This is a genomic window from Streptomyces sp. NBC_00690 (genome assembly GCF_036226685.1).
Classification (GTDB): Bacteria; Actinomycetota; Actinomycetes; order Streptomycetales; family Streptomycetaceae; genus Streptomyces.
Genome location: NZ_CP109009.1, coordinates 5,527,276 through 5,545,612 on the forward strand (window position 1 = coordinate 5,527,276; position 18,337 = coordinate 5,545,612).

Consider the following 18,337-nt stretch of genomic DNA (forward strand, 5'->3'; position numbering starts at 1 on the left):
GAGCCTTACGCGGGCAGCCAGCCGGGCCACCAGGGCGGAACGTTGTCATCGGCGCAGGCACCGTCGCTGATGGTCCCCAGGGCGTAAGGGGTCCCCAACCAGGAGAAGTGCACCAGGGCCAGTGCGACCAGCGCGCCGATGAAAACCAACGGCGGGACGAGCCGCCTCACCGCACCCCCGGCCCGATGCACCACGGCAGCGGCCAGCGCCCAGGCGAACAGCCCACCGAAGGTACCCGCCAGCACGGTGAGCGGCGCTTCCCACATCCACCAGTCCAGGACGCCGAGCCGGTGCTCCTGCGCCACACGACACTCCCGCCGGGCCGCGAGGGAGAGCCGATGAATCCCGTACCCGGCAACCCCACCACCCACCAGACTCAGACAACCCCCGGCCCACTGCGGCCGACGCCCGATCCGCTCCACGACAGACACCCCTCCCACCCCGAAAGGGGACGCAACCCCTGCCCTACCTGGTTCCTGGTGTGGCTACTGGGGTTAGGGAGCACTGCCGAGCGCCACCCGATAGGAGCTCCCGGGGGCGGGGGGCCCAGGTGATCCACGGCGAGGTCAGCCAGGACGGAATGGGTTTCCAGCGCTGTCAGACGGCTCCAAGATCGACGGCGACGGAGAAGGGCACGGCAGCTTCGATCACGCCGGTGAACATTTCGCCGTCCCTGTAGGCATGGGTGGCCGGGTCGAGAACGTAGGTGTAGACGATCGGGACACCAGTGGCGGCCTGTTCGACCCGCCAGTAGAAGGGGATGCCGGCCTTGGCGTACTGGTCCACCTTCACGATCCGGTCGGTGGTCTCCGAGCCGGGCGATACGACCTCGACGACCAGGAGTACGTGTTCGGGGCGGGTGGGCGTGAGGTCGATGGTCTCCGCCCGGTAGACGACGACGTCAGGGCGGCGGTTGGTGAGGGGAACGTCCTGAAGGCGGACATCGAAGTCCGTGTCCGCGTTCCAGTCCGGGCCCGCGGCGGCGTCCAAGGCGTTGGCCAGGATGCGGGCCAGCCGGTTGTGGCGCTTGGAGGCGCTCGGGCTCACGACGACCATTCCGTCCACGATCTCAATGCCGGCACTCTGTTCCTCGGACCAGGAGTCGTACTGCTCCGCGCTGATCTGGGTGTGCATCCACGCGGGCGCGACCATCTCGGCGGTCATGGTGTGCCTCCTTCGGGGAGCCCTGACACTTCCAGCGCTGCTGCTGGACTCAGCCTACTGTTCTGCGATGCTGGGGCGCCCGATGCGGAAGGGCGCCGCGAAGGTTCGGGCAGGAAGAGCGTGGGCGGGAGGGGACGACTCGGTCAAGAAGATCCGCCAGCGCGTGGGCTTGCACCCGTACGGACGCTTCCCGAGTCCCGTGCTTCCGGGCTGGTGCGCGAGGATGGGCCCATGCCGAACCGCCTCGCCCACGAGACCTCCCCCTATCTCCTCCAGCACGCAGACAACCCCGTCGACTGGTGGCCCTGGTCGCAGGCGGCCTTCGAGGAGGCACGGCGACGCGAGGTGCCCGTGCTGCTCAGCGTCGGATACTCCAGCTGCCACTGGTGCCACGTCATGGCCCACGAGTCCTTCGAGGACGAGCAGACCGCCGCGTATCTGAACGAGCACTTCCTCGCCGTCAAGGTCGACCGCGAGGAGCGGCCCGATGTCGACGCCGTGTACATGGAGGCCGTCCAGGCGGCCACCGGTCAGGGTGGTTGGCCCATGACCGTCTTTCTCACCGGTGATGCCGAGCCGTTCTACTTCGGCACCTACTTCCCGCCCGAGCCGCGCCACGGCATGGCGTCCTTCCGGCAGGTCCTCGAAGGGGTTGCGGCGGCCTGGAAGGACCGCCGCACGGAGGTCGCGGAGGTCGCGCAGCGGATCGCCCGCGATCTGTCCGAGCGTTCGTTCACCCATGGAGGGGATGGAGCGCCCGGCGAGGAACAACTTGCGCAGGCACTGCTGAACCTCACCCGGGACTACGACGAGCGGCACGGCGGCTTCGGTGGGGCGCCCAAGTTCCCGCCGTCGATGGTGTTGGAGTTCCTGCTGCGCCACCACGCCCGCACCGGCGCGGACGGCGCCCTCCAGATGGTCGCCGAAACCTGCGAGGCGATGGCGCGCGGTGGTATCTACGACCAACTCGGCGGTGGGTTCGCGCGCTACGCGGTGGATCGCGAGTGGGTCGTTCCGCACTTCGAGAAGATGCTCTACGACAATGCACTGCTGTGCCGGGTGTACGCCCATCTGTGGCGCGCCACCGGATCGGACCTGGCCCGCAGGATCGCGTTGGAGACCGCGGACTTCATGGTGCGTGAACTGCGCACGCCCGAGGGCGGTTTCGCATCCGCCCTCGACGCGGACAGTGACGACGGTACGGGCCGCACCGTCGAGGGCGCCTTCTACGCATGGACGCCCGAGCAACTGCGCGCGGCGCTCGGAGACGAGGACGCCGGGCGCGCTGCGGACCTGTTCGGCGTCACGGCCGAAGGCACCTTCGAAGAGGGCGCGTCGGTGCTTCAACTCCCGGGTGCGGAAGCCGACCCGGAACTGCGCCGCCGGCTGCTCGCGGCTCGTGCGGAGCGTCCGCGTCCGGAACGGGACGACAAGGTGGTTGCCGCCTGGAACGGTCTCGCCATCGCTGCGCTCGCCGAGGTCGGTGCCTACTTCGACCGGCCCGATCTGATCGAGCGCGCCACCGAGGCCGCGGACCTCCTGGTCCGGCTCCACCTCGATCCGCACGCCAGGCTCCGGCGCACCTCACGGGATGGACGCGTGGGGTCCAACGCCGGGGTGCTGGAGGACTACGCGGATGTGGCGGAGGGATTCCTCGCCCTCGCCGGTGTGACGGGTGAGGGGGTGTGGCTGGAGTTCTCGGGGTTCCTGTTGGACATCGTGCTCGACCAGTTCAGGGGCGAGAACGGCACCTTGTACGACACGGCCCACGACGCGGAGCGATTGATCCGCCGTCCACAGGATCCGACGGACAACGCGACCCCCTCGGGCTGGACGGCGGCGGCGGGCGCCCTGCTGTCGTACGCCGCACACACCGGTTCGACCGCCCACCGCACCGCCGCCGATGACGCCCTCGGCGTGGTGAAGGCCCTCGCGCCCAAGGCTCCCCGTTTCATCGGCTGGGGCCTGGCCGTGGCCGAAGCCCACTTGGACGGCCCCCGCGAGGTTGCGGTGGTGGGGGCGCAAGCCGATCCACTCACCGACGAACTCCACCGCACGGCGCTGCTCGGCCACGCCCCCGGTGCGGTGATCGCGCGGGGTGAACCGGGCGGCGATGAGTTCCCGCTGCTCAAGGACCGCCCGCTGGTGGCGGGTGAGGCGGCGGCCTATGTGTGCCGGGGCTTCGTCTGCCGGATGCCGGTGACCACATCAGAGGAGTTGGAGCGCGAACTCCAGCCATAGGGACTCGCTCGGGTCAAGGGCCAAGAGCCAAGAGCCCCAGGCGCAAGGATCCGCGGGGCCGGGGAGCCCGATCGGCATGTCAGCCGTCGGTCGGGTGCCCAGGCGGGGGCGATCGGGTCAGCTCAGGGTCGCCAGCCGGAGTCGAGCCCACGTAGCGCCGCATCCATCAGTTCTGCCAGATCGTCCCGGTGTTCCCGTTCGGCCCAGTACAGCAGCACCTCCCGCAGTACCCCCATCACGGCCGCCACCCGCACCCGTACGTCCAGATCGTCATGGGGGCGGCCGGCGCGGTCGGCGAGGACGCGGACCAGGACCGCGGACGTGGCGGTCATCGTCTCCGTCATACGGGCTCGCATGGCGGGGAGCTCCACCATCAGCCGGGTGCGCTGCACCACCTCGTCCTGCTCCGCGCGGACCTGGGACGCCAGGGAGTGCACGATCACCTGGCGGATCGAGTCGAGCGGGTGTTCGTCGACCGGTCGCGCCAGCAGTTGGGCCTCCACGATCGGGTCGTACTCCTCGGTGAGGACGATGTCCTCCTTGGTCGGGAAGTAGCGGAAGACCGTCGAAGGCGAGACCTCGGCCGCTGCCGCGATCTGTTCCACCGTCGTCGCTTCGTACCCCTGCTCCGCGATCAGTCGGTACGTCTCCTTGCGGATGGCGAGGCGGGTCTTCAGCTTCTTGCGTTCCCGCAATCCCGGGCGTGGCGAGGCCGACTGCTGGGACTCGGCGAGTCGGTCGCCCGAGGGCTTCGGGGCGGAGTCGGGTGCGGAGGCGGCCATGTGCTCATTGTCGGGCACCGGTCATCGGCGCCCGCCGCCGTACAGGCCGCGGAGCAGGGCCGTGCGAGCCGCACGGCAGGCGAGCGAAAAGGCCGTGGCGATGTCGCCACGGCCTCGTGCTCGTGGGGGCCGGGAGGTCAGTGCTGGTAGGCGACCAGCGAGATGCCGACGTAGTGCACCACGAATGCCGCCAGCGTCAGTGAGTGGAAGACCTCGTGGAAGCCGAACCAGCGCGGTGAGGGGTTGGGCCGTTTGATCCCGTACACCACTCCGCCGGCGCTGTAGAGGAGCCCACCGACGATCACACAGACGAGTACCGCGATCCCCCCGGTCCGCATGAAGTCGGGCAGGAAGAAGACCGCCGCCCAGCCCATCGCGATGTAGCAGGGGGTGTAGAGCCATCGCGGCGCGCCGACCCACAGCACCCGGAAGGCGATACCGGCGGCGGCCGCCGCCCAGACCGCCCACAGAAGGGGCCGTGCGGTGGAATCGGGGAGCAGAAGCATCGTGAGCGGGGTATAGGTGCCCGCGATGATCAGAAAGATATTCGCGTGGTCGAGTCTGCGCAGGATGGCTTCGCCGCGCGGTCCCCAGTTCCCGCGGTGGTACAGCGCGCTCACGCCGAACAGCAGGCAGGCGGTCAGGACGTAGATCGCGCACGCCAGCCGGGCCCGTGAGGTGCCGGCGGACGCCGTGAGCACCAGACCCGCGACGAGCACCGCCGGGAACATCCCGGCGTGAATCCAGCCGCGCATCCTCGGCTTGACGGGCACTGGCTCTATCTCGGTCACTTCGGGCGCGGCGGAGCTCGCGGCAGAGGTCATGCTCTGGATGGTACCTACGGAACCGTAGGTCCCACACAGCTACCGGGCCTAACCGCCCAGATCGATGTGACCAGCGCTTATACGACCTTTATGAAGATGGCCGTTCGCCTGGGGTAGTGGCCCTTCGGGGCGTGGCAGGGTGGCGACACGAGTGGTGATGCTCACGTGAGATGCCCTCTGGACATATGGGCGCGAGCCACGGATGATCAGATGAGTGCGGTCGGCACCGGATGAGCGGCTACGAAGCATCCGGGTCGCAGCCCCCACGGGGCAACAACCCTCAAACACCTCATTTAGGAGCGATCGTGGCGCGCGACATCGCGGCTCCCACCGTCCCCACTCACCACCGGGAGCTGATCTCCTGGGTCGACGAGATCGCAGCCATCACCGAGCCGGACAGCGTCGTCTGGTGTGATGGTTCCGAGGCCGAGTACGAGCGCCTGTGCGAGGAGCTCGTGGCCAAGGGCACCTTCAAAAAACTCGACCCGATCAAGCGCCCGAACTCGTACTACGCCGCGTCCGACCCCTCCGACGTCGCCCGGGTGGAGGACCGCACCTTCATCTGCTCCGAGAAGGAGGCGGACGCCGGCCCGACCAACCACTGGAAGGCCCCCGCCGAGATGCGGGACATCTTCACCGGTGAGCAGGGCATCTTCCGCGGTGCGATGCGCGGACGCACGATGTACGTGGTGCCCTTCTGCATGGGACCGGTCGGTTCGCCGCTGTCCGCGATCGGCGTCGAGATCACCGACTCCGCCTATGTCGCCGTCTCCATGCGCACCATGACCCGCATGGGCAAGGCAGTCCTGGACGAACTCGGCTCCGACGGATTCTTCGTCAAGGCCGTCCACACCCTGGGCGCACCCCTCGCGGAGGGCCAGCAGGACGTCCCGTGGCCCTGCAACTCCACCAAGTACATCTCCCACTTCCCCGAGAGCCGTGAGATCTGGTCGTACGGCTCCGGGTACGGCGGCAACGCCCTGCTCGGCAAGAAGTGCTACGCCCTGCGGATCGCCTCCGTCATGGCCCGCGACGAGGGCTGGCTCGCCGAGCACATGCTGATCCTCAAGCTCACCCCGCCCAAGGGCCAGTCCCAGTACATCGCCGCCGCCTTCCCCTCCGCCTGCGGCAAGACCAACCTGGCCATGCTGGAGCCCACAATCCCCGGCTGGACCGTGGAGACCATCGGCGACGACATCGCCTGGATGCGGTTCGGCGAGGACGGCAGGCTGTACGCGATCAACCCCGAGGCGGGCTTCTTCGGCGTCGCGCCCGGCACCGGCGAACACACCAACGCCAACGCCATGAAGACCCTGTGGGGCAATGCGGTCTTCACCAATGTCGCGCTCACCGACGACAACGACATCTGGTGGGAGGGCATGACGGAGGAGACTCCTGCGCACCTCACGGACTGGAAGGGCAACGACTGGACCCCCGAGTCCACCACCCCGGCCGCCCACCCCAACGCCCGCTTCACGGTGCCCGCCGCACAGTGCCCGACCGTGGCCCCCGAGTGGGAGGACCCGAAGGGCGTACCGATCTCGGCGATCCTCTTCGGCGGCCGTCGCGCCAGCGCGGTTCCCCTGGTCACCGAGTCCTTCAGCTGGCAGCACGGCGTGTTCCTGGGCGCCAATGTGGCGAGTGAGAAGACCGCGGCGGCCGAGGGCAAGGTGGGCGAGCTGCGCCGCGACCCGTTCGCGATGCTCCCCTTCTGCGGCTACAACATGGGCGACTACATGGCTCACTGGCTCAAGGTCGGCGAGAGCGCCGACCCGGCCAAGCTGCCCAAGATCTACTACGTCAACTGGTTCCGCAAGAACGACGCCGGCAAGTTCGTCTGGCCCGGCTTCGGCGAGAACAGCCGGGTGCTGAAGTGGATCGTCGAGCGGCTCGAAGGCAAGGCCGACGGCGTCGAGACCCCCATCGGCATCCTGCCGACCGCGCAGGCGCTGGACACCGACGGTCTGAAGCTGGGCGCGGACGACCTCGACTTCCTGCTGAAGGTGGACACCGAGGTCTGGCGCGAAGAAGCGGCCCTCGTGCCGGAGCACCTCAACACCTTCGGCGACCACACGCCGAAGGAGCTGTGGGACGAGTACCGCGCACTGGTGGCCCGACTGGGCTGACGCCGCACTCCGCTGCCGTCCGGGGCCACGGGCGGCAGCGGTCCGGCGTCCCAAGACGTCGCGGCAGGACATCTCGACATCCGCCCTGACCCGTGGGGTCGCCACGGTCTGCCGTGACAGGGGCCTGACCCATGGTCGGGCTGAACAGCGGTCGGGCTGCATCAGCAGACACGATCCATGACGGGCCCCAGGCCCCCGGAAGCCCCCTCACGGCTTCCGGGGGTCGCTCATTTCCTCCGGACATCCCGTGCGGACATTCCCGTGCGGACGGCCACGGGAGGTCAGCCGCGCGAGGGTGACCATCGGAAGGCAACCGTGCGTGGCGCCCGGTCCACGCGCCTGAGCGGCCCGTGGACCGGGGCCGTCAGTGGGCCCCGACCAGTCGAGGCGCGTCGAGGGCCGCCGCGTGGGCGTCCATGCGCTCGGCGGCGAGGATGGCGACCGTGGTGTCGGCGCGGGAGGCCGCGACGACCAGAGCCCGGCCGGCCAGGGCATGAGCCCTACGGTGCAGAACGTGCGGATCGCCGGTGCCCACCGCCGTACGGCGCACGGGGGCGGCGCCCCGCAGTCGGGTGATCTGGGCGGCGATGCGCTCGGCCGGCTCACTCAGGGCCAGCTCATCGGTGACGGTCAGCAGCGCGCAGAGATGGCCCGCCAGCTGGATGTCCAACTCCTCCTCGCGCGTCCGGTGCGGATAGCCGTCGGACGGGGTAGCGGAGTGGACGGATTTGGTGCGGATCGGCTCGTACATGGGGGATAGCCTCCTGCTCACTTCCAGGAGACCATCCTAGCTTAGATCAAGTCTAAACTTGAGCTCGGTCGGAGATGCTGGCGATTTACGGGCCACACTTCGCCCGTAAATCGCCCCAAGGCATCTGAATGCACCGGAAGGCCGCCTCCCAGGGCCAGTCTCAGCGCCGGCGTACGCCCCAGGAGGGGGCACGACATACGGCTGAGCGCCGGGCCAGGAGGGCGGCCTTCAGGTGTGTTGCCCTTCCGCACGTCAGCGGCGACGGGCGCGGGCCAAGGGCCTCAGGGCTGGCCGTAGCCATCCAGGAACGATCCGATCCGGGTGATCGCATCCGCGAGCTCCGGCGCGGCTGGCAGGGTCACGATCCGGAAGTGATCCGGCTCCGGCCAGTTGAACCCGGTTCCGTGCACCACCATGATCTTCTCGGCGCGCAGGAGGTCGAGGACCATCTGTCGATCGTCCTTGATCTTGTAGACCTGTGGATCGAGCCGGGGGAAGAGGTAGAGCGCACCCTTCGGCTTGACGCAGGTCACCCCGGGGATCTGGGTGACCAGGTCGTACGCGACGTTCCGCTGCTCCAGGATGCGTCCGCCCGGGAGTACGAGGTCCTCGATCGACTGTCGGCCGCCGAGCGCCGTGGCCACCGCGTGCTGGGAGGGCATGTTGGCGCACAGCCGCATGTTGGCGAGGACGGTCAGCCCCTCGATGTAGGAGGCGGCATGCTCCTTGGGTCCGCAGACCGCCATCCATCCGGTGCGATATCCGGCCACCCGATAGTTCTTCGAGAGGCCGTTGAAGGTGAGGACGAGGAGGTCCGGTGCGATCGCGGCGGTCGGCGTGTGGGTGGTGCCGTCGTAGAGGATCTTGTCGTAGATCTCATCGGAGCAGACGACCAACTGATGGCGCCGGGCGATTTCGGTCAACCCGCGCAGCATCTCGTCGTCGTAGACCGCGCCGGTGGGGTTGTTGGGGTTGATGATCACGATCGCTCGGGTGCGGTCCGTGATCTTCCGTTCGATGTCGGCGAGGTCCGGCATCCAGTCGGACTGCTCGTCGCACCGGTAGTGCACGGCGGTGCCGCCGGCCAACGAAACCGATGCGGTCCACAGCGGGTAGTCCGGGGCGGGTACGAGCACCTCGTCACCGTCGTCGAGCAGTGCCTGCATCGACATCTGGATGAGCTCCGAGACGCCGTTGCCGAGGTAGACGTCCTCGACGTCCAACTCGATGCCCTTGGTCTGGTAGTGCTGCATCACCGCGCGCCGTGCGGACAGCAACCCCTTGGCGTCGCCGTATCCATGTGCGCTGCCGAGATTGCGGAGGATGTCCTCCAGGATCTCGGGTGGGCATTCGAACCCGAAGGCTGCCGGGTTGCCGGTGTTGAGTTTGAGGATGCGGTGCCCTGCTGCTTCCAGCCGCATCGCTTCCTCAAGGACCGGACCCCGGATCTCGTAACAGACATTCGCGAGCTTCGTCGACTGGATCACCTGCATGACGGTGAGCTTACGGCCGCGTATCGGCGTGTGCTGTTCGTTTTTCCGTGGCTCGCGACAAGGGGTCCCGGTAGGGGAATGTCCTCTTTAGTGCTTCATTTGGCGAGAGTGCCTCACGTCCTTGGAAAACGTTCCCCGGATGAGCTCGACACCTGCGGTTCGCCCCTTGGGTGACCGAGAGCGACGGGTGAATGTTGCGCTCGTCACCTCGCCCGTAAGGGCCCCAATGAGGGGTGCGCCACGAGGTCGAAGTCCATGAAAGGGGCGGAAAGCCACCGCCCCGACCGTTGGAAGGAAGCGGCCGGGGCGGGATTGCTCGTTAGGTCAGCGCGGGGTGATCAGCGGTTCAGGGGCATTCCTTCCACGCAAGGCGGTAGACGGTGTCGATGGCGCCATCGGTGGAGTCCATCGTCATGAAGCTGGTGGTCTTCGTCCGGTCGGAGAGTCCGGGGCTCACCCGCAATTCGGTGTTCACGTTGAAGTTGCGCTTCACGCCGCAGGGCGCCCAGACCATCTGGCCCCACTCCGTGCTGTTGGTGGCCTGCCAGTTGTCGTTCAGAGGGCCGCGGAAGTTGTGGGTGCGGGAGGCCGTGACCGGTGAGCCCTGGAAGTAGTACGACGCCTTCTGGGTGCCGACCGCGGTGGGCTCCAGGCTGGCGAAGCCGCGGTAGTCCGTGCTGGCGATCGCGTAGGTGAAGCCCTGCGGTACATGGAGCACCAGACTGAGCTGGCAGTTCTTCCGGAAGTCGGTCGGTGAGGCGCCGACTCCCACCTTGGCGAGGTAGTCGCTGTAGGTCACGGTGAAGGCGGTGTTGTCCTCGGAGACGGCCACGGCCGCGGTGCCGGGGTGACAGCCCGATCCATTGATGGTTGCGATGTCGATGGTGATTTTCTCTGGCGGTGCGGCAAAAGTCACCGTCTTCGCGGAGGCGTTCGAAGCGCCGAGCAGTGACGCCAATATGGCCGCCGCAGCACCACTCGCGAAAAGTGCACGGGACATGATTCTCCGTTCGATGGGAATGAGAATTCTTTCATCCGGGAAAGCCCATGACCGGGCAGGGTCATGACAATCCTTCAGGAAATGAAACAGTTTCCTGAAGGAGCGGATAGCGGAATGCTAGATACCGGGAGGTGCTGTTGCCAGAGGGTTAGCAACTCTGGTCGTTATCGGCAATGAGTTGGCGTGAAACAGCCCCGGGGCACGCTTTCGCATGCCCCGGGGCTGTGATTCTCTGACTCATTGTCAGTTATTCGCTACTGACGAATTTTCGGTAGCGAAGACAGAAAGTAGTCAGGCGTTCACACAGGTGTTGCCGAAGGCGGGGTTGAGAAGTCCGATCACGTTGATCGAGTTGCCACAGACGTTGATGGGCACGTGAACGGGGATCTGAATCAGGTTGCCGGACAGAACGCCGGGCGAACCGATCGCGGCACCAGTGGCGTCGGCGTCGGCCATGGCCGGGGCGGCAGAGCCCAGCGCCATGATGACACCAGCGATGACGGCAGCAGCCTTCTTGTGCTTCATCTTGTGATCCTTTCAGTGGCGGTGCGGTACGCAGCCACGGCCTTCGCGCTGCGTCGACAGTTTTCTGTGCATTCGCACCCCCGCAGATCTAGTAACGAGTGGATTCCCGCGAGGAAACCGCCATATGGCTAATCGTTCGAAATGTCACTCGTATGCCGCACTATATTTCTTCAGATCGGCAGCAAATTGCTTTAGGTGATAACTCAACGTAAAGCGATGGGGTGACGTCGTTCAAATTTCGCGAGGGCCGGAGCCGCCCATGGCGGGGAGGAATGCGTGTGCCCCCGAACGCCTTGCGCTCAGGGGCACACGCAGTTCGGCGCTTAGTTGTTGCCCGCGCCGTTGCCCGACAGGATCGGGATGTTGCTGAGGATGTGCGACAGCGGCTCGTCACCCTTGGCCTGCGTCGAGTTCTCGGTGCACTGCTGGTTCTGCGGCGCGGAGAGGATCGAGACGTCCTGGACGGCGACCGGGATGAGACCGATCAGCGAACCGACGTTGGCCTTCGCGGGCAGGGCGATGCAGGGCTTGTTCAGCGACCCCTGGACGAGGGCGAACTGCGGGCTCATGTTGCCGTGGGTGGCGGAGTTGCCGTAGGTCTGCGAGGCGCCGTTGCCGCTGAAGGAGGTGGTGCCGTTGTCGTTGCCGATGGCCAGGGCCGGGGAGGCCACGGCCGCACCGGCGCCCACCATCGAAGCGGTGACCGCTGCGGTAGCCAGAATCTTCTTGATCACTTGATGTCCCTTTTCGCTATGAACGATCGATCGTGGAGCAGACTGATCAACTGCCCTCGACCCGTTTGGTTCCGCCCGTTCACTCGAATGCGGCACGGCCCTCGATGGCGATGACGAACGGAAGATCAGCGGAGGGTCATATAAAAGGACCCCGACAGGATGGGGCGGACCGCCGCGCGTCTCCCCGCGCGCCATGCCAACAGGAAGCACGACTGCCCCACGACGCAATGCGCCGCCGGCTGGAGGCTTGCGCAGGAAAGGATCCATGGGCGATCCGCCCATCCCATTCAACCAGCGCGCACGGCGCCCGCAGGGTGGACTTCACCCGTCTGCAGAATGAATCCGGAACGAATCCAGAACGGCTTTTTTCCGGGAATTGCCAGAGGTGCCCGAACAACACGAGCACCTCGACGCCCAAAGGGAGTCGAGGTACTCGTGCTGCTGTCGTAACCGCTGTCTCCGATGGCCGGGAGCGCCAGGGGCCGATCGGAAACAGAACGGGGTCAGCTGTTGGCGACGCCGTTGCCGGAGAGGACCGGGATGTTGCTGAGGATGTGCGAGAGGGGCTCGTCACCCTTGGCCTGGGTGGAGTTCTCGGTGCACTGCTGGTTCTGCGGGGCCGAGAGGATCGGGATGTCCTGGACGGCGATCGGGATGGCACCGATCAGGGAGCCGACGTTGGCCTTGAGCGGAAGACCGATGCAGGGCTTGTTCAGCGAGCCCTGGACGAGGCCGAGCTGCGGGCTCAGGTCGCCGTAGGTCTCGGAGTTGCCGTACGTCTGGGAGGAGCCGTTGCCGCTGACCGAGGTCGTGCCCTGGTGGTCCCCGATGGCCATAGCCTGCGGCGCCATTGCTGCGCCCGCGCCCGCCACGGAGAGGGTGACCGCCGCGGTCGCCATAACCTTCTTGAACATGTTCCGTCCTTCTGTTCGTGGATGCCCACTGCTGGAGCGCCCTGAGCAACTACGTCGTCGGTCGTTTGGTTCTCCCGGTTCACTCCAATGGGCCTTCTTGGCCTTTTGCGGGCCGTTCATCGGAACAATCCGCCGAACAGGGGGTAGCGGGGATGTCGCCCGTGTCGTCTTGCCCGGTCGTCCGTTTCGATCTGTGTGAGCCCATCGCTGGGCAGAACATCGAACAGAAGGTGCTATCTCCCATGAAGACTGCCAAGAAGGTCGCCGTGGTCCTGGCCACTGCCGGTATGGCCGCTGGTGCCGCCGCGGGCTCCGCGTTCGCGGACAGCTCGGCCCACGGTGCCGCCGTCGGTTCCCCGGGTGTCCTCTCCGGCAACCTGATCCAGGTCCCGGTGAATGTGCCGGTGAACGTCGTTGGCAACACGATCAACGTGATCGGCCTGCTGAACCCGGCGTTCGGCAACACCGGTGTGAACGCCTGACGTTCCACCCGCGTCACACATCGACAGTGGCGTCACCGGCACCAGCTGGTGGCGCCACTGTCGTCGTCCGGGCTCAGGGCTGTGCAGGTGATCAGTGTGAATCGGGCCCGCCGCGCACTCGGCACGGGCGCACGAGGAATACGAGCACACGTGGGGACGGGCGTACGGGCGCACGATGAGGGGGTGCGGCAGCAACTGCCGCACCCCCTCATCGTGGTGCTCGGGCGGGGCCCGTACGTCAGCCGCCCAGTTCGACTCCGCCGAGCAGCGGTGTGAGCTCGCTCGCGGTCCGGAGCACGTGCTGGGGAGCGTCGCCCTTGATCTGGTTCAGTCCGGTCGCGGTGTCGGCGACGTCCTTCACGGCGTCACCACTACCGCCGTTGAGGAGCGGCGTCTCGCTCACCGCGTGGGCGAGGCCGCCGTTCAGGCTCATGGGAGGCATGCCCGACGTGGCGGCCATGGCCGGAGACGCCGCGCCGAGCGCGGCCACCGAGCCGGCGATGATCGCGGCAACCCTCGTGTACTTCATCTCTTCGCATCCCCTTCTCCGGCGACGGTCGTCGCCGCCTTCTCCTGGGTAACGAGATGCGGACGACGGAGAAACCCTTGCGGAGTTTCTCGTATCAAAGGCTCATGTGTTCTTCCGTATGCCGGATCGTCCACTGGTGTGGTGAACGCCGGGCGTTGAGGGAGTGCGAGAAGCTGACTCGCCCGGTGGACGCGGGGGGAATGCCAGGACGCAGGGCCGGCGGCTGTCTGCTTTCCGCTGCCTGCCCGCCGAGTTCGGTCGGTCGACGGAGACTCCCGGAGGGTCCTCAACGAGCGTCGTCTGAAAGGGATGTGCGGAATCACTCGAAGGGATATTTCTTCTCGGTATCCCTCAGGCAATCCCGGTCGCCTTTTATGTTGCTGAGCTGCCGGTCATAGTACCTACAGCTCGGATAACCTCCAGATGGCCCTACAAGCGAGTCTGCGTGATTTCCAACTAGCTTTCTGACAAAGTGCACTCCTGCTTTTGTCATTGTTGACCAAGCATGTTGACCAAGCATGGAGAGCCAGCCTCATGAAGACATCGACGGGCTTCGCCGCGCGAGGCATCCTGGGTGCGCTGATCCTTCTTGCATTCTCGGGCACTCCGCTGTCGGCCGCCGGCGCCCCGTCGGCCGTGGAGGAATCTTCGAGAATTCCCTTCACCCAGCGGTACCAGGCGGTTCACCACGGCGGCGTCGTGCGCGCCGCGAACTCCTCGATCACCTGCCGGACCGCCAAGTCCACCGCTCCCGCCTCCTGTTCCTCCGTCAAGACGGGCGCGGACGGGACGAACGGCGACTTCGACATGTTCTACATCGACGAGGACGACGACGCGAACACGTACAACTCCAGCCGGGCGGAACTCGCCCTGCCCAAGAACTCCCGGGTGACGTACGCCCGGCTCTACTGGGGCGGAAACCTGAGGGTCGGCGAACAGAAGCCGCCCAAGGACAACGGCCGCATTCTGATCACCGAACCCGGCGGCAAGTACAAGGAAGTCCTCGCCGATACGCAGATCGCGCACCGCGACACGGACGGCAGCGATGCGTTCCAAGCCTCAGCGGATGTCACGCCCCTGGTCAGTCAGAGCGGTTCGGGCCTCTACACCGTGACCCAGATCAATGTGGCGATGGGGCATTCCCGTGTCGGCTCCTGGGGTGGCTGGACTCTCGTTGTCGCCTATGAGAACAGCGCGGAGCCTCTGCGCCACATCTCGATCTGGGACGGCTTCGAGACCCTGGACTCCGCACGCAAGAGCCATGACCTCACGCTCTCCGGATTGCGCATTCCCGTCCGCGCCACCGGTCGCGCCGGATTCGTCTCCTATGACGGCGACCGAGGCGTCAGCGGCGATGCGGTGAACGTGGTGGCTGACCAAGGAAAGACGTTCGGGCTCACCAGTTCGACCAATCCGGCGACCGATGTCATGAACTCCACCATCACCGGTCCCGGTAATCCGATGAAACGACAGCCTGCTCATGTGAACACCCTGGGCTATGACTCGGACGTGTTTGACATCTCTCCCGCGCTGGCATCCGGCGGTAGTCGTTTGAATTTCACGTTCTCCGCCGAAAACCTCGGATACTTCCTCGGCGTTCTCTTCGTGCAGGCAGATACGCGCCGCTGAGTCCCGACCGCGGCGCTGCTCACCCGAGCAGGTCCCCAGCCCACGTACCAAGAGAGCCGCACGTGCCGCAACGAAGCCGGACTGAGCCGAGCCCACCGACCATCCTCCATCTCGTGCAGCCGGTGGAGGGGGGTGTCGCCCGCGTCGTCATCGATCTGGTCAAGGCGCAGACCGAGGAAGGGCTACGGGCCGTCGTGGCCTGCCCCGGCGGTGGTGAACTCGCCGCCGCGGCCGAGTCGATGGGCGTCCCCGTCCACCGCTGGCAAGCCGGACGCGCGCCCGGCCCGCGGCTCGCCCGGGAAGTCTTCACCGCGGCCCGGTTGATCCGCAGACTCGCACCCGACCTGGTGCACGCCCACAGCGCCAAGGCCGGACTGGTCGCGCGCCTCGCGGTCCGTGGACGCATCCCCACCGTGTTCCAGCCGCACGCCTGGTCCTTCGACGCCGTCGGCCCGACCGGAGCCCGTCTCGCGCTGGCCTGGGAGCGGCACGGTGCCCGCTGGAGCACCCGCACCCTGTGCGTCAGCGAGTCCGAACGCCGCGCCGGGCAGGCCGCCGGCATCGACGCCCGTTGGGCCGTCATCCACAACGGCATCGACCTGGATCGCTTCAACACCGATCACACAGATCGCCCGGATCGCGCCGACCTTTCCGACGCAGGGGAGGGCGGTAAGAGTCAGGGCGGCAAGAGTCAGCTGCGACCCGAACCGCGCGACTTGAGCGGCATCCCCGCCGATGCTCCGTTGGTCCTGTGCGTGGGACGGCTCTGTCGGCAGAAGGGCCAGGACGTGCTGTTGGCCGCCTGGCCCCGGATCACGGCCGCCGTGCCCTCGGCACACCTGGTGCTGCTCGGCGACGGTCCCGAACGCGAACGACTCACCCGCGCCGCCCCACCGCACGTCACCTTCGCCGGTGCCAGCCCCGACGTCCGGCCCTGGCTGCACACGGCGGACCTCATGGTGCTCCCGTCCCGTTGGGAGGGCATGGCCCTGGCTCCGCTGGAGGCCATGGCCTGTGGGCTGCCGGTGGTGGTCACCGATGTCAGCGGGGCCCGCGAGAGCCTGCCCCCGGGCCAGGAGACCCACGGCCTCGTACCGCCCGATGACCCCCGAGCGCTCGCAGACGCCGTGATCGCCCTGCTCAGGGACCCGGTCCTGCGCACCGCCCTCGGGCGCCAGGCGCACGGCCACACCCGGACCACCCGTGACTTCAGGGCGACCGCCGCCGCCGTGTCCGGCCTCTACCAGGACCTTCTGAACTCGCCCCACACCCTGACGAGGAAGAGCGCCACACGATGACGACGGAGAGTGTTCCAGCGCACCACACCGCCCGCACGATGGCGGTCACCACGGCCGTCAAGACCACCGTCCATCCTCCGCGACGCGGAGTCCGCCGCCCGCCCGTCCCACACGGCACGTTCGATGCGTGGGGAGCCCCCGGTCTGCGCCGCCACGGCCAGTTGGCCGGACTGCTCGCCGCCGATGTGCTGGCGTTCGCGGTGACCACAGCCCTGCTGGCCCCGCGGAACTGGCCCGGTCCCCTCCTTGCGCTCCTGGCCCTCGTACCGCCCGCGCTGCACGCCTGCCGCGGGCTGTACCGGCCCGCTCTCTCCCCGTCCCCCCTGTTCGACGCGCCCGCGATCAGCGGTCTCGCGCTGCTGCAGTGGCTCGCCATCGCCGAGGGCTTCGCCGCCTACGACCCCCGCTACACCGCCGGTTGGCGACACCTCGTGCTGGCCGTCGCCGCCCAGACCGTGCTGTGCTGTGCCGCCCGTGCGCTCGTCCACCGCGTCCGACGCTGGTCGGCACAACGCTCCCCGCAGTCGGTCCTCGTCGTCGGTCGCACCGCGCTCACCCAACAGGTCACCACCGCCCTGTACGACCACCCCGAGTACGGGATGCGTCCCGTCGGGCACGTCGACATCGGCAAGGCGCACACCGTGCCCGCGCCCGCGTCCGACCCCGGCTCACCACCCCTGCTCACCTCCATCCAGGACGTCAGCCGGGCCGTGATCCAAAACGCCGTACGCCATGCGGTCTTCACCCAACCACCCGCATCGGATGTCGAATCCGAGGCACTGCTCGCCCTCTTCGCCGAGCATCGTTGTGCGCTGTGGCTGGTCGACGGCGGTGCGGCCGTGGGGCAGACCTGGCGGCGGGCAGCCGGTCACGACCACCTCTGGGGGTTCTCCGTGACCCCGTTGCACAGTGGACTGCACCGCCCGCTCGCCCGGGCGGTGAAGCGGGCCATCGACACCCTCGTTGCCGCGCTCGTCCTGGTCTGCGCCGCACCGGTCCTCGCCGTGTGCGCGCTGGCCGTACGCATCGCCGACGGGCCCGGTGTCCTGTTCCGGCAAGAACGCATCGGCCTGGGCGGGCGGCCCTTCACCCTCCTGAAGTTCCGCACCCTGCGCCCGGCCGACGAACAGGAGTCCGCCACCCGCTGGAGCATCGCACTCGACCGACGGATGAGCAGCACCGGGAATCTGCTGCGGCGCACCTCGCTCGATGAACTGCCCCAGTTGTGGAACGTACTGCGCGGCGATATGAGCCTGGTCGGACCGAGACCCGAACGGCCCTACTTCGTCTCCCAGTTCAGCCACACCCACCCCGGCTACCGCGACCGCCACCGCATGCCGGTCGGGATCACCGGACTCGCGCAGGTCAACGGTCTGCGCGGAGACACCTCCATCGAGGAGCGGGCCCGCTTCGACAACCACTACATCGCCACCTGGTCGCCCTGGCGGGACGTGTGCATCCTGGCGCGCACGGCCACCGCGCTGTTCCGGCTCGGAGGCAGTTGACCATGACGGTGCAGTCCACGGTGCAGTCCGCCGTGCCCGCCCTCCCGCTCGCATGGCCATCACCCGGCCGGCAGGGCATGCCGCGCTCGATCGCCCGCTGGTGGCCGCTGCTGCCGCTGGTCGTGACGGTGCTGCTGCTCGCCGCGCCCCTGCCCGCCGGCAGTGAGGCGGGCGCCGGCGGTCTCGCCCCGGCCGACGTCGCATCCGTGGGACTGGTCGGCTTCGCCCTGGTGCGCACGCTGCGACAGCGTGCCCGTCCGCTGACCGCGGTCAGCGCCGTCGTCTTCGCGCTGCCCGCCCTCGCGGTGACCGTCGCCACGGTCACCGCCGCCGATCCGAT

Annotated in this window: 17 protein-coding genes; 6 read left to right on the forward strand and 11 right to left on the reverse strand. The window is 67.6% G+C overall.

The window, feature by feature from the left end:
- Positions 1-5: 5 nt before the first annotated feature.
- On the reverse strand, positions 6-305 hold the full coding sequence (locus OID54_RS24375; RefSeq protein ID WP_329022752.1) for a hypothetical protein: 300 nt from the start codon (positions 303-305) through the stop codon (positions 6-8).
- Positions 306-597: 292 nt separating this feature from the next.
- Complete coding sequence (locus OID54_RS24380; RefSeq protein WP_329022754.1) at positions 598-1,164, reverse strand: Uma2 family endonuclease; 567 nt, start codon at positions 1,162-1,164, stop codon at positions 598-600.
- A gap of 231 nt (positions 1,165-1,395) precedes the next feature.
- On the opposite strand from OID54_RS24380, the gene OID54_RS24385 reads away from it, so the two are divergent.
- Positions 1,396-3,405 carry a thioredoxin domain-containing protein gene (locus OID54_RS24385; protein WP_329022756.1) on the forward strand — a complete coding sequence of 670 codons (2,010 nt, stop codon included), beginning with the start codon at positions 1,396-1,398 and terminating at the stop codon, positions 3,403-3,405.
- A gap of 122 nt (positions 3,406-3,527) precedes the next feature.
- Here OID54_RS24385 and OID54_RS24390 read toward each other — a convergent pair whose 3' ends face one another.
- Positions 3,528-4,187 carry a TetR/AcrR family transcriptional regulator gene (locus OID54_RS24390; protein WP_329022758.1) on the reverse strand — a complete coding sequence of 220 codons (660 nt, stop codon included), beginning with the start codon at positions 4,185-4,187 and terminating at the stop codon, positions 3,528-3,530.
- 137 nt (positions 4,188-4,324) lie between these two features.
- Positions 4,325-5,011, reverse strand: coding sequence for a PAQR family membrane homeostasis protein TrhA (gene trhA / locus OID54_RS24395; RefSeq protein ID WP_329022760.1), 687 nt, complete (start codon positions 5,009-5,011; stop codon positions 4,325-4,327).
- Between the two features lie 305 nt (positions 5,012-5,316).
- Between trhA and OID54_RS24400 the strand changes: the two genes are divergently transcribed.
- Positions 5,317-7,137: a phosphoenolpyruvate carboxykinase (GTP) gene (locus OID54_RS24400; RefSeq protein ID WP_329022762.1), complete on the forward strand. Its 1,821-nt coding sequence runs from the start codon at positions 5,317-5,319 to the stop codon at positions 7,135-7,137.
- A 364-nt stretch (positions 7,138-7,501) separates the two neighbouring features.
- Here the strand turns inward: OID54_RS24400 and OID54_RS24405 are convergent, their stop codons facing one another.
- From OID54_RS24405 to OID54_RS24430, 6 genes are all read right to left on the reverse strand, one after another.
- Positions 7,502-7,888, reverse strand: coding sequence for an SCO4983 family protein (locus OID54_RS24405; RefSeq protein WP_329022764.1), 387 nt, complete (start codon positions 7,886-7,888; stop codon positions 7,502-7,504).
- Between the two features lie 281 nt (positions 7,889-8,169).
- A complete protein-coding gene (locus OID54_RS24410) occupies positions 8,170-9,381 on the reverse strand; it encodes a pyridoxal phosphate-dependent aminotransferase (RefSeq protein ID WP_329022767.1) in 1,212 nt (403 codons plus the stop codon).
- A 346-nt stretch (positions 9,382-9,727) separates the two neighbouring features.
- A complete protein-coding gene (locus tag OID54_RS24415; RefSeq protein WP_329022769.1) occupies positions 9,728-10,381 on the reverse strand; it encodes a DUF4360 domain-containing protein in 654 nt (217 codons plus the stop codon).
- 291 nt (positions 10,382-10,672) lie between these two features.
- Positions 10,673-10,906 carry a chaplin gene (locus tag OID54_RS24420; RefSeq protein WP_329022771.1) on the reverse strand — a complete coding sequence of 78 codons (234 nt, stop codon included), beginning with the start codon at positions 10,904-10,906 and terminating at the stop codon, positions 10,673-10,675.
- A gap of 323 nt (positions 10,907-11,229) precedes the next feature.
- Positions 11,230-11,640, reverse strand: coding sequence for a rodlin (locus OID54_RS24425; RefSeq protein WP_329022773.1), 411 nt, complete (start codon positions 11,638-11,640; stop codon positions 11,230-11,232).
- 503 nt (positions 11,641-12,143) lie between these two features.
- Complete coding sequence (locus tag OID54_RS24430; RefSeq protein WP_329022774.1) at positions 12,144-12,554, reverse strand: rodlin; 411 nt, start codon at positions 12,552-12,554, stop codon at positions 12,144-12,146.
- Positions 12,555-12,796: 242 nt separating this feature from the next.
- Between OID54_RS24430 and OID54_RS24435 the strand changes: the two genes are divergently transcribed.
- Positions 12,797-13,036 (forward strand): chaplin, encoded by a 240-nt coding sequence (locus OID54_RS24435; protein WP_329022775.1) that lies wholly within the window; start codon positions 12,797-12,799, stop codon positions 13,034-13,036.
- A gap of 238 nt (positions 13,037-13,274) precedes the next feature.
- Here OID54_RS24435 and OID54_RS24440 read toward each other — a convergent pair whose 3' ends face one another.
- Positions 13,275-13,565, reverse strand: a complete 291-nt coding sequence (locus OID54_RS24440; protein ID WP_329022776.1) for a hypothetical protein — start codon at positions 13,563-13,565, stop codon at positions 13,275-13,277.
- A 534-nt stretch (positions 13,566-14,099) separates the two neighbouring features.
- Between OID54_RS24440 and OID54_RS24445 the strand changes: the two genes are divergently transcribed.
- The 3 genes from OID54_RS24445 to OID54_RS24455 all read left to right on the forward strand — a co-directional run bounded on the left by OID54_RS24445 (position 14,100) and on the right by OID54_RS24455 (position 17,997).
- A complete protein-coding gene (locus OID54_RS24445) occupies positions 14,100-15,194 on the forward strand; it encodes a DUF3344 domain-containing protein (protein WP_329022778.1) in 1,095 nt (364 codons plus the stop codon).
- Positions 15,195-15,256: 62 nt separating this feature from the next.
- The gene (locus tag OID54_RS24450; RefSeq protein ID WP_329022780.1) at positions 15,257-16,492 is read left to right on the forward strand and encodes a glycosyltransferase; all 1,236 of its coding nucleotides are present in this window, start codon (positions 15,257-15,259) and stop codon (positions 16,490-16,492) included.
- The gene (locus tag OID54_RS24455; RefSeq protein WP_329022781.1) at positions 16,489-17,997 is read left to right on the forward strand and encodes a sugar transferase; all 1,509 of its coding nucleotides are present in this window, start codon (positions 16,489-16,491) and stop codon (positions 17,995-17,997) included. Before OID54_RS24450 ends, OID54_RS24455 begins: the two co-directional genes overlap by 4 nt.
- Positions 17,998-18,337: the final 340 nt, after the last annotated feature.

Excerpts from the sequence above, each read along its gene's own strand:
- OID54_RS24380 (WP_329022754.1), bottom strand. The coding sequence starts at position 1,164 with ATGACCGCCGAGATGGTCGCGCCCGCGTGGATGCACACCCAGATCAGC.
- OID54_RS24385 (WP_329022756.1), top strand. The coding sequence starts at position 1,396 with ATGCCGAACCGCCTCGCCCACGAGACCTCCCCCTATCTCCTCCAGCAC.
- OID54_RS24390 (WP_329022758.1), bottom strand. The coding sequence starts at position 4,187 with ATGGCCGCCTCCGCACCCGACTCCGCCCCGAAGCCCTCGGGCGACCGA.
- trhA (WP_329022760.1), bottom strand. The coding sequence starts at position 5,011 with ATGACCTCTGCCGCGAGCTCCGCCGCGCCCGAAGTGACCGAGATAGAG.
- OID54_RS24405 (WP_329022764.1), bottom strand. The coding sequence starts at position 7,888 with ATGTACGAGCCGATCCGCACCAAATCCGTCCACTCCGCTACCCCGTCC.
- OID54_RS24410 (WP_329022767.1), bottom strand. The coding sequence starts at position 9,381 with ATGCAGGTGATCCAGTCGACGAAGCTCGCGAATGTCTGTTACGAGATC.
- OID54_RS24415 (WP_329022769.1), bottom strand. The coding sequence starts at position 10,381 with ATGTCCCGTGCACTTTTCGCGAGTGGTGCTGCGGCGGCCATATTGGCG.
- OID54_RS24420 (WP_329022771.1), bottom strand. The coding sequence starts at position 10,906 with ATGAAGCACAAGAAGGCTGCTGCCGTCATCGCTGGTGTCATCATGGCG.
- OID54_RS24430 (WP_329022774.1), bottom strand. The coding sequence starts at position 12,554 with ATGTTCAAGAAGGTTATGGCGACCGCGGCGGTCACCCTCTCCGTGGCG.
- OID54_RS24435 (WP_329022775.1), top strand. The coding sequence starts at position 12,797 with ATGAAGACTGCCAAGAAGGTCGCCGTGGTCCTGGCCACTGCCGGTATG.
- OID54_RS24440 (WP_329022776.1), bottom strand. The coding sequence starts at position 13,565 with ATGAAGTACACGAGGGTTGCCGCGATCATCGCCGGCTCGGTGGCCGCG.
- OID54_RS24445 (WP_329022778.1), top strand. The coding sequence starts at position 14,100 with ATGAAGACATCGACGGGCTTCGCCGCGCGAGGCATCCTGGGTGCGCTG.
- OID54_RS24455 (WP_329022781.1), top strand. The coding sequence starts at position 16,489 with ATGACGACGGAGAGTGTTCCAGCGCACCACACCGCCCGCACGATGGCG.